Source organism: Adlercreutzia sp. DFI.6.23 (assembly GCF_024462535.1).
Lineage (GTDB): Bacteria > Actinomycetota > Coriobacteriia > Coriobacteriales > Eggerthellaceae > Adlercreutzia > Adlercreutzia rubneri.
On the sequence record NZ_JANGBP010000276.1, the window covers coordinates 1 to 360 of the forward strand.

Here is a 360-nt window from a genome sequence, read left to right on the forward strand (position 1 = left end):
GGAAGGTGAGATCAACCGCGCCATTGATCTGGGACTGAATGGCGTGAAGATCCATCCCGACACCCAGAAGGTGAACATGGACGACCCTCGGCTCATGCACCTGTACGAGGTCATCGAGGGCCGGCTGCCCATCGTCATCCACACCGGCGACTATCGTTACGACTTCTCGCATCCGCACCGTCTGAAGCGCATCCTGCACACGTTCCCGAACCTGGTGGTGGACGCGGCCCACTTCGGCGGCTGGTCGGTGTTCGATTACGCCCTCGAGTATTTGGAAGACGAGAACTGCTACGTGGACACGTCCAGCGCCCTAGAGTTTCTGGACCCGCGCCGCACCGTGGAGCTGGTGCGCGCCTACGG

The 360-nt window shown here is 61.7% G+C and carries 1 protein-coding gene; it reads left to right on the forward strand.

The window, feature by feature from the left end:
• A partial coding sequence (locus tag NE591_RS13350; RefSeq protein WP_256156877.1) for an amidohydrolase family protein occupies nucleotides 1-360 on the forward strand: 360 nt, incomplete at both ends.